The organism is Pseudonocardia sp., from assembly GCF_050250275.1.
Taxonomy (GTDB): Bacteria; Actinomycetota; Actinomycetes; order Mycobacteriales; family Pseudonocardiaceae; genus Pseudonocardia.
On sequence record NZ_JBFWOY010000051.1, the window covers coordinates 21,470 to 27,968 of the forward strand.

Annotated in this window: 6 protein-coding genes and 1 rRNA gene; all 7 read right to left on the minus strand. The window is 76.1% G+C overall.

Going from position 1 to position 6,499, the window contains the following annotated elements:
* Positions 1–31: 31 nt before the first annotated feature.
* Entirely contained in the window at positions 32–985 is a 954-nt protein-coding gene (locus tag AB7F12_RS30140; RefSeq protein WP_428501698.1) for an NAD kinase, read from the minus strand.
* The gene (locus tag AB7F12_RS30145) at positions 982–1,782 is read right to left on the minus strand and encodes a TlyA family RNA methyltransferase (RefSeq protein WP_428501697.1); all 801 of its coding nucleotides are present in this window, start codon (positions 1,780–1,782) and stop codon (positions 982–984) included. The genes AB7F12_RS30140 and AB7F12_RS30145 overlap by 4 nt, the downstream gene beginning before the upstream one ends.
* Positions 1,783–1,787: 5 nt before the next feature.
* A complete protein-coding gene (locus AB7F12_RS30150; protein WP_428501696.1) occupies positions 1,788–2,021 on the minus strand; it encodes a hypothetical protein in 234 nt (77 codons plus the stop codon).
* Between the two features lie 144 nt (positions 2,022–2,165).
* Positions 2,166–3,215 carry an HAD hydrolase-like protein gene (locus AB7F12_RS30155; RefSeq protein ID WP_428501695.1) on the minus strand — a complete coding sequence of 350 codons (1,050 nt, stop codon included), beginning with the start codon at positions 3,213–3,215 and terminating at the stop codon, positions 2,166–2,168.
* Complete coding sequence (locus AB7F12_RS30160) at positions 3,212–4,741, minus strand: hypothetical protein (RefSeq protein ID WP_428501694.1); 1,530 nt, start codon at positions 4,739–4,741, stop codon at positions 3,212–3,214. Before AB7F12_RS30160 ends, AB7F12_RS30155 begins: the two co-directional genes overlap by 4 nt.
* Positions 4,648–6,051, minus strand: coding sequence for a hypothetical protein (locus AB7F12_RS30165; RefSeq protein WP_428518056.1), 1,404 nt, complete (start codon positions 6,049–6,051; stop codon positions 4,648–4,650). Before AB7F12_RS30165 ends, AB7F12_RS30160 begins: the two co-directional genes overlap by 94 nt.
* Positions 6,052–6,427: 376 nt before the next feature.
* Positions 6,428–6,499, minus strand: a 5S ribosomal RNA gene (gene rrf, locus AB7F12_RS30170); the annotation flags it as partial.

Genomic DNA, 6,499 nt, shown 5'->3' on the forward strand with positions numbered 1-6,499 from the left:
CACCGCCCGCCGCCCCGCGGCTGTGGACAGCTCAGTCGTCGTCGCCGCGGTCGTCCCCGGGCAGGCGCGAGCCACGCCAGCCCCGCACCGGGAGGTCGAACTTGCGGACGAGCCGGTCGGCGAACGGGCGCCCGTCGAGGCGCACCATCCGCACGGGCTGCTCACCACGGCACAGCTCCACGCGCGCACCGGGCGGCAGCGCGATCGTGCGCCGTCCGTCGCAGTCCAGGATCGCCTCGGAGCCGTGGGGGTGCACCTCCACGGCGAGGTCCGAGTCCGGCGCGACGACCATCGGCCGCGCGAACAGGGCGTGCGCGTTGCTGGGCACCAGCAGCAGCGCCTCGACCTGCGGCCACACCACCGGCCCGCCCGCCGAGAACGCGTAGGCGGTCGACCCCGTCGGCGTCGCGAACAGCACACCGTCGCAGCCGAAGCTCGACACCGGCCGCCCGTCCACCTCCAGGGTGACCTCCAGGATCCGCTCGCGGCTCGCCTTCTCCACGCACACCTCGTTGAGCGCCCACGTCCGGCCCAGCTCGGTCCCGTTGGAACGGGCGACGGCGTCGATCGTCATCCGCTCCTCGACGCTGTAGTCGCGCGCGATGATCGCGTCGACGGCCATGTCGAGCGAGTCCTCCTCGGCCTCGGAGAGGAACCCGACGTGCCCCAGGTTCACCCCGAGCACCGGGACCCCGCACGTGCGGGCGAGCGCCGCGCCACGCAGCAGCGTGCCGTCCCCACCCAGGACGAGGACCACCTCGCAGCCCGCCGCCTCGCCCGGCTCCTCGGGGACCAGCACCGGCTCGAAACCGGCCGGCAGGTCGAGGTCGAGGCGGTCACGCTCGGTGTCGAGCATCCGCAGCCGGATGCCCTCGGCGGCGAACCGTTTGGCCACCGCGGCGGCGGTGCGCCGCGTGGTGGGGCGCCCGGTGTGCATGACCAGCAGCACCTCGCGCGGTGCGTCCGTCGGCGGGGTGCCGGTCACTGGGGGCCCTCCTCGACCGCGCGGGTGAGCACGTCGTCGCCCGCGTCCGTTGCGTCCGCTCCGGCCTGCAGCCGCAGGAAGTACTCGACGTTGCCGGACGGCCCCGGCAGCGGGCTCGCCGTCGCGTCGACGACGACCAGGCCGAGCCCGCGCGCGGTCGCGGCGACGTCGATGAGCGTGTCCAGGCGCAGCCGCGGGTCCCGGACGACACCGCCGGAGCCCAGCCGGGCCTTGCCCACCTCGAACTGGGGTTTCACCATCGGCAGCAACGTGCCACCCGCCTCCGTGCAGGCCACCAGCGCGGGCAGCACCGTGCGCAGCGAGATGAACGACAGGTCGGCGACGGTGAGCGCCGCCCGGCCGCCGATGTCGTCGGCGGTGAGCGCCCGGACGTTGGTGCGGTCGTGGACCTGGACCCGGTCGTCGTTGCGCAGCCGCCAGATCAGCTGCCCGTAGCCGACGTCGACGGCCACGACCCGCGCGGCGCCGCGGTCGAGCAGGACGTCGGTGAACCCGCCCGTCGAGGCGCCCGCGTCCAGGCACCGCAGTCCCGCGACGGGCACGTCGAACACCTCGAGCGCGCCGAGCAGCTTCGCCGCACCGCGCGACGCCCACTCCCGCTCCGTGGTCTGCGCGACCAGCACCGGGGTGTCGCGGTCGATCTGGGTGGCGGGCTTGCCCGCGGGCACACCCCGCACCACCACGCGCCCCTGCTCGATCATCTCCGCGGCCTGGCCGCGGGAGCGGGCGAGGCCACGGCGCACCATCTCCGCGTCGAGGCGGAACCGGGCTGCCATCGCCGTCACCGCCGCTCGGGCGACGCGGCGGGACTCCCCGCGGCAAGGGCGTCGCCCAGCACCGCGTGCAGGGCCTCGTAGGCCGCGACGTGCTCGGCCACCGGGCGGGCGGCCACCTCGTCGAGCGCGGCCATCGCCGCGCCGACCGACGCCCGGACCGCGTCGAGCGGCCGGGCGTCGGCCGGACGGGGGTCGTGCGGCGTGGCCGGGCGTGGATCACCGGGCGGCGGCCCGGGCACGGGCCTCGGTCGCTCCGGCGACGGGTCTGTCATGGCTGTCTGGCTCCCGGGACGGCAACGGATGCCGCCACGGTAGCCGGTGCGGGGACCGCCCCGGACCGTGCGTCCGCCGGGACGGTCCCCGCACGGGACGTGGACGTGCCGTCAGCCTCGCGTGCCGGCGCGAACGCCGTCGGCCACGGCGGTGGCCAGCCCCAGCTCCGCCGCCGCGATGCCCGCGGCGTCGCCGACGGTGTGGAGCCGGAACGCGCCGCCCCCCGCCGCCCAGTGCACCGCGCACAGCGACCGCAGAGCGTCGAGACCCGGCTCGGGCGAACCGGCGCCGTCACCGGACAGGACGAGCCCGCCGGCACCGGTGGCCTCGACGGTCCAGCCCGGGCGCACGGCCGCCGTCGACAGCTCGTCGGCGTCGCGGGGCAGCGACCGCAGGTCCGCGGCGACGTAGGTCGGCCGCTGCTGCGGCACCGCCGCCAGCACGTCGGCGGGCCGGCTGATGCCGGTGAGGACGTGCAACGTCGGCAGCCCGGCGGTGTGGCCGCCCTCGATGTCGGTGTCGAGCCGGTCGCCGACCACGAGCGGAGCCGTGGACCCCGTGCGCTCCACCGCCTGCTGCATCAACCGCAGCCCGGGCTTGCCCGCGACCTGCGGCTCCAGACCCGTCGCCACCTTCAGCGCCGTGACCATCGCACCGTTGCCGGGCAGCGGGCCACGCTCGGTCGGCAGCGTCAGGTCGGTGTTGGTGGCGACCCACACCCCGCCGCCGCGCAGCACGATCGACGCCTCGGCGAGGATCCGCCAGCCGGTGTCGGGGTTGTGGCCCTGCACGACGGCGACGGCCCCGGGCGCCTCCCGCACGGGCGTGAGACCGACGAGGGCGACCTCCTCGGCAAGCGCCTCCGTCCCGACCACCAGCACGGCCGCGCCGGCCGGGACCTGCTCGGCCAGCAGTGCCGCACCGGCCTGCGAGCTGGTCATGACGTCGTCGGTCGTCGCCGGGAAACCGATCTCGGTGAGATGCTCCGCGACCTCCGCGGGACGCCGCGACGCGTTGTTCGTGACGTACGCCGTGCGCACCCCCCGGGCCGCCGCGGCGGCGACCGCGTCGACCGCGTACGGGATGGCGTCGTGGCCTGCGTAGAGGGTGCCGTCGAGGTCGCAGAGCAGGACGTCGTGGCGGTCGAGCAGCGAGGTCATGGGGCCCCGCCGTCCTGCTGGTCCTCGGTCGTCGGTGCCGGGTTCACGTCGGTGTCTCCTGTCGTCGCGGCGTCCTCCGCCGCGGGACCGGTCCCGGAGGCGGCGGACGTCTCCGTCACGCCGGCAGGCTTCTCCGGTGAACCCTGCGCGTCGTCGCTCTCCCCGTCCTCGGGGTCGGCGTCCTGGTGACCGCGATCATCGGTGTCGGACACCGGCTCGGCGTCACCCGTGGAGTGGTCGTCGAGGGGGTAGTCCTCCTCACCGAAGGTGACGTCGTCCTCGGTGCCGAGCTCGTCGCCGGTCAGCTCGGCGATGCGGGCGGCCGCGTCGGTCTCCCCCTCGGCGTCGGCGTCGTGGGCGTGAACGAACCACTGCACGGCGTCGGCCTCCCGGCCCGCGGCCAGCAGGTTGTCGGCGTGTGCGTAGAACAGGCGCGCGCTCCACGGGTCGCGACGAGCCGGGTCGAGCTCGGCGATCTGCAGCCCCACGACGGCCGCGTCGAGCTCGCCCATGTCGCGACGGGCCCCCGCGGCGACGATGGCCAGCTCGATCCGGTCGGCCGGGTCGAGGTCGGCGACCTCCGGGCCGCGCGCGATCTCGAGCGCCCGCTCGGGCCGGCCGAGGGCGCGCTCGATGTCGGCCATGACGGCCAGGTGACCCGGCCCGCCCCCCATCCGGCGGGCCGCGCGCAGCTCGCCGAGCGCCTCGGCCCACTCCCCGGCGTGGTAGGCCACGATGCCCGACGCCTCCCGCACCACCGCGATGCGCGACGCCCGGCGACGCGCGTAGCGGGCATGCTCGAGCGCCAGCTGCGGGTCGTCGTCGACGAGCGAGCCCGCCGCCACGAGGTGACGGGCGACGGTCTCGGCGGTGTCGCGCTGCAGCCCGCGCAGGTCACGACGGACGTCCGAGTCCAGGTCGGACGCCGCGATCTCGTCGGTCAGCGGCGGGGCGGGGACGTGGGTGCGCTCGTCGTCGCGGCGGTCGTCGCGACGGGGAACCCTGCGGTCGTCACGGCGGTCGTCACGGCCACGGCCGGGACGGGCACCGTCGCGGTCCCAGGAGCCGCGGGAGTCGCGACGGTCGCCGTCGCGCCGGGACGTGCCGCTGTCGCGACGGAACCCGCCCTCACGGGGGCGGTCCTGCCGCGGCCGGTACTCGCGCCGCTCGCCGCCGTCCCGTGACCCGCTCCGCGGCCGGTCGGCGCCGTCGGTGGGGCCGTCGCTCGCGGGCGCTGCGGACGCGGGGGCGTCGGCCGCGGCACGGTCGTCGCCGGGGTTCGTCGTGGGGCCGTCGGCCGGTGCCGTGGTCGAGCCCGTCGCCGGGCTCGGAGTCGACGCCGGGGCCGCCGTGTCGGAGGTCGACGGCGCAGCCGCCGTGGACTGCGCGTCGGTGGACGCGGGTGCCGCGCCGGGGGCGTCGGTCCGGGCCTCTACCCGATCCACCGTCGGCGCGGTGCTGCCGGTGTCGCGGCGGGCGAAGTCGGCGCCGCCCATCGGGCCACGGCCACCGGTGCGCTCCGACACGTCGTCGCGGCGTGCGGGGCGGCGGTCGGCACCGTCGTCGTAGCGCTTCCAGCCCTCGCCGCCCCGGGCGCCCCCAGGGTCGTCACGCCGGTCACCACGGCGGTCGTCGCGACGGTCGTCGCGACGGTCGGACCGGCCACGGTCGTCCTGCCGGTCACGGTCGCGGTAGCCGCCGCCCTGCGGGCGCCGGTCGTCGGAACGGTCACGACGCTCCCCACCACGTGCGGCATCGTCGCGACGCGGCCTGTCGTCACGGCGGTCGTCACGACGGTCACCGTCGTCACGGCGGGGCCGGTCGTCGCGACGCCGGCCGCCGTCGCGCCCCCGGTCGTCGTGGGTCGTACCCGGGCGCCGGTCCTCCCAGCGGTTGTCCCGCCGGTCGTCACGGGGTCGGTCGTCGCGGGGCCGGTCGTCACGGGGCCGGTCGTCACGGCGCTCGAAGCGTCGTTCGCCGCCGCGGTCGTCGCGGTAGCCGCCCTGGCGGGGGCCGCGTGAGTCGCGGTCGTCGCGCCGGGGACCGCTCCAGCCGCCGCCGCGACGCTCGCCCGCGCCACCGTCGCGACGGTCGGGGCCACCGCGGTCGTCGCGCCGGTACCCGCCGCGGTCACCACGACGGTCGTCGTCACGCTTGCCGAACCCGCGGTCGGTGCGCTCGCCGCGGTCGTTGCCCCGCCAGCTGCCGCCCGACGACCCACCACGGTCGCCGTCGCGGTCGTCGCGACGCCGCCCACCCTGGGGACGGTCACGCTGCGGACCGCGGTCGTCGTTGTCGCGGCGGTACCGCGGGGCGTCACCGCGGGGCCCGCGGGAGTCGCCACCGCGGGAGTCGCGGTCGTCGCGCCGGGGCCCGGTGCCCCCGTCGCCTCGACGATCCTCCCAGCGGCCACCTCGACCGCCGGCACCGTTCGCACGGCCTGTGTCTGTGTCGCGGTTGCGCTGTCCCCCTGCGTATCCGCCGGACCGGCCGGCGCCGCGCTCGTAGGAGCCACGGCTCCCACGGTCGTTGGACCAGCCGCCGCCACGACTGTCGTCGCGGCCGCCTCGGTCGTTCCCGGGCCGACGGTCGTCCCGGCGGTCACCGTCGCGTCCGCGGGAGTCGCCTCCTCGGAGTTTGTCGCCTCGGGGCCTGTCGTCCCGGGCCTTGCCCTCGTTGCCGCGGCGGTCGTCGCGACCGCCCCAGCCCGAACCGACACGATCCTGTCCGCGGCTGCGCGAGGAGCCGTCTCGACGATCCTTACCCGACGTTCGCCCGGAACCCGTCCGGCCGTCGTCCCGACGTTCGCGTCGCGGACGGTTATCGTCGGAACCATCCGCGATACTCATGCTGTTCAGAATACAATTCGTCGTCCGCGCCCCGTCGCCCGCCATGTCTCGGGCACCGGCGCCGAACGGGCCGGTGGTCGCGGCCTTCGCGACGAAGATCAGCGCAGGGACCTCGTCGGGCCCGCACTGCACGATCCGACGGCTCTGCGTCGCTGCGCTCGGGCGGCAGAATTGCCCGGACATGACCTGCCCAGGTCCGGAACGAGCCGGGAGTCGCGTGCACGAATCGACGTCGGGCCGTCGATTTCGACGAGAAAGAATGTCGGCCCCCGCGGAAATCCCACGCCGCGCCCCGACAAAAATGTGAGAACGCAAAAAAGAGGATGGTCCCGGACCGAAGTCCGGGACCATCCCCACATTTGATGTCGGCGGCGACCTACTCTCCCACACCCTGGCGAGTGCAGTACCATCGGCGCTGGAGGGCTTAGCTTCCGG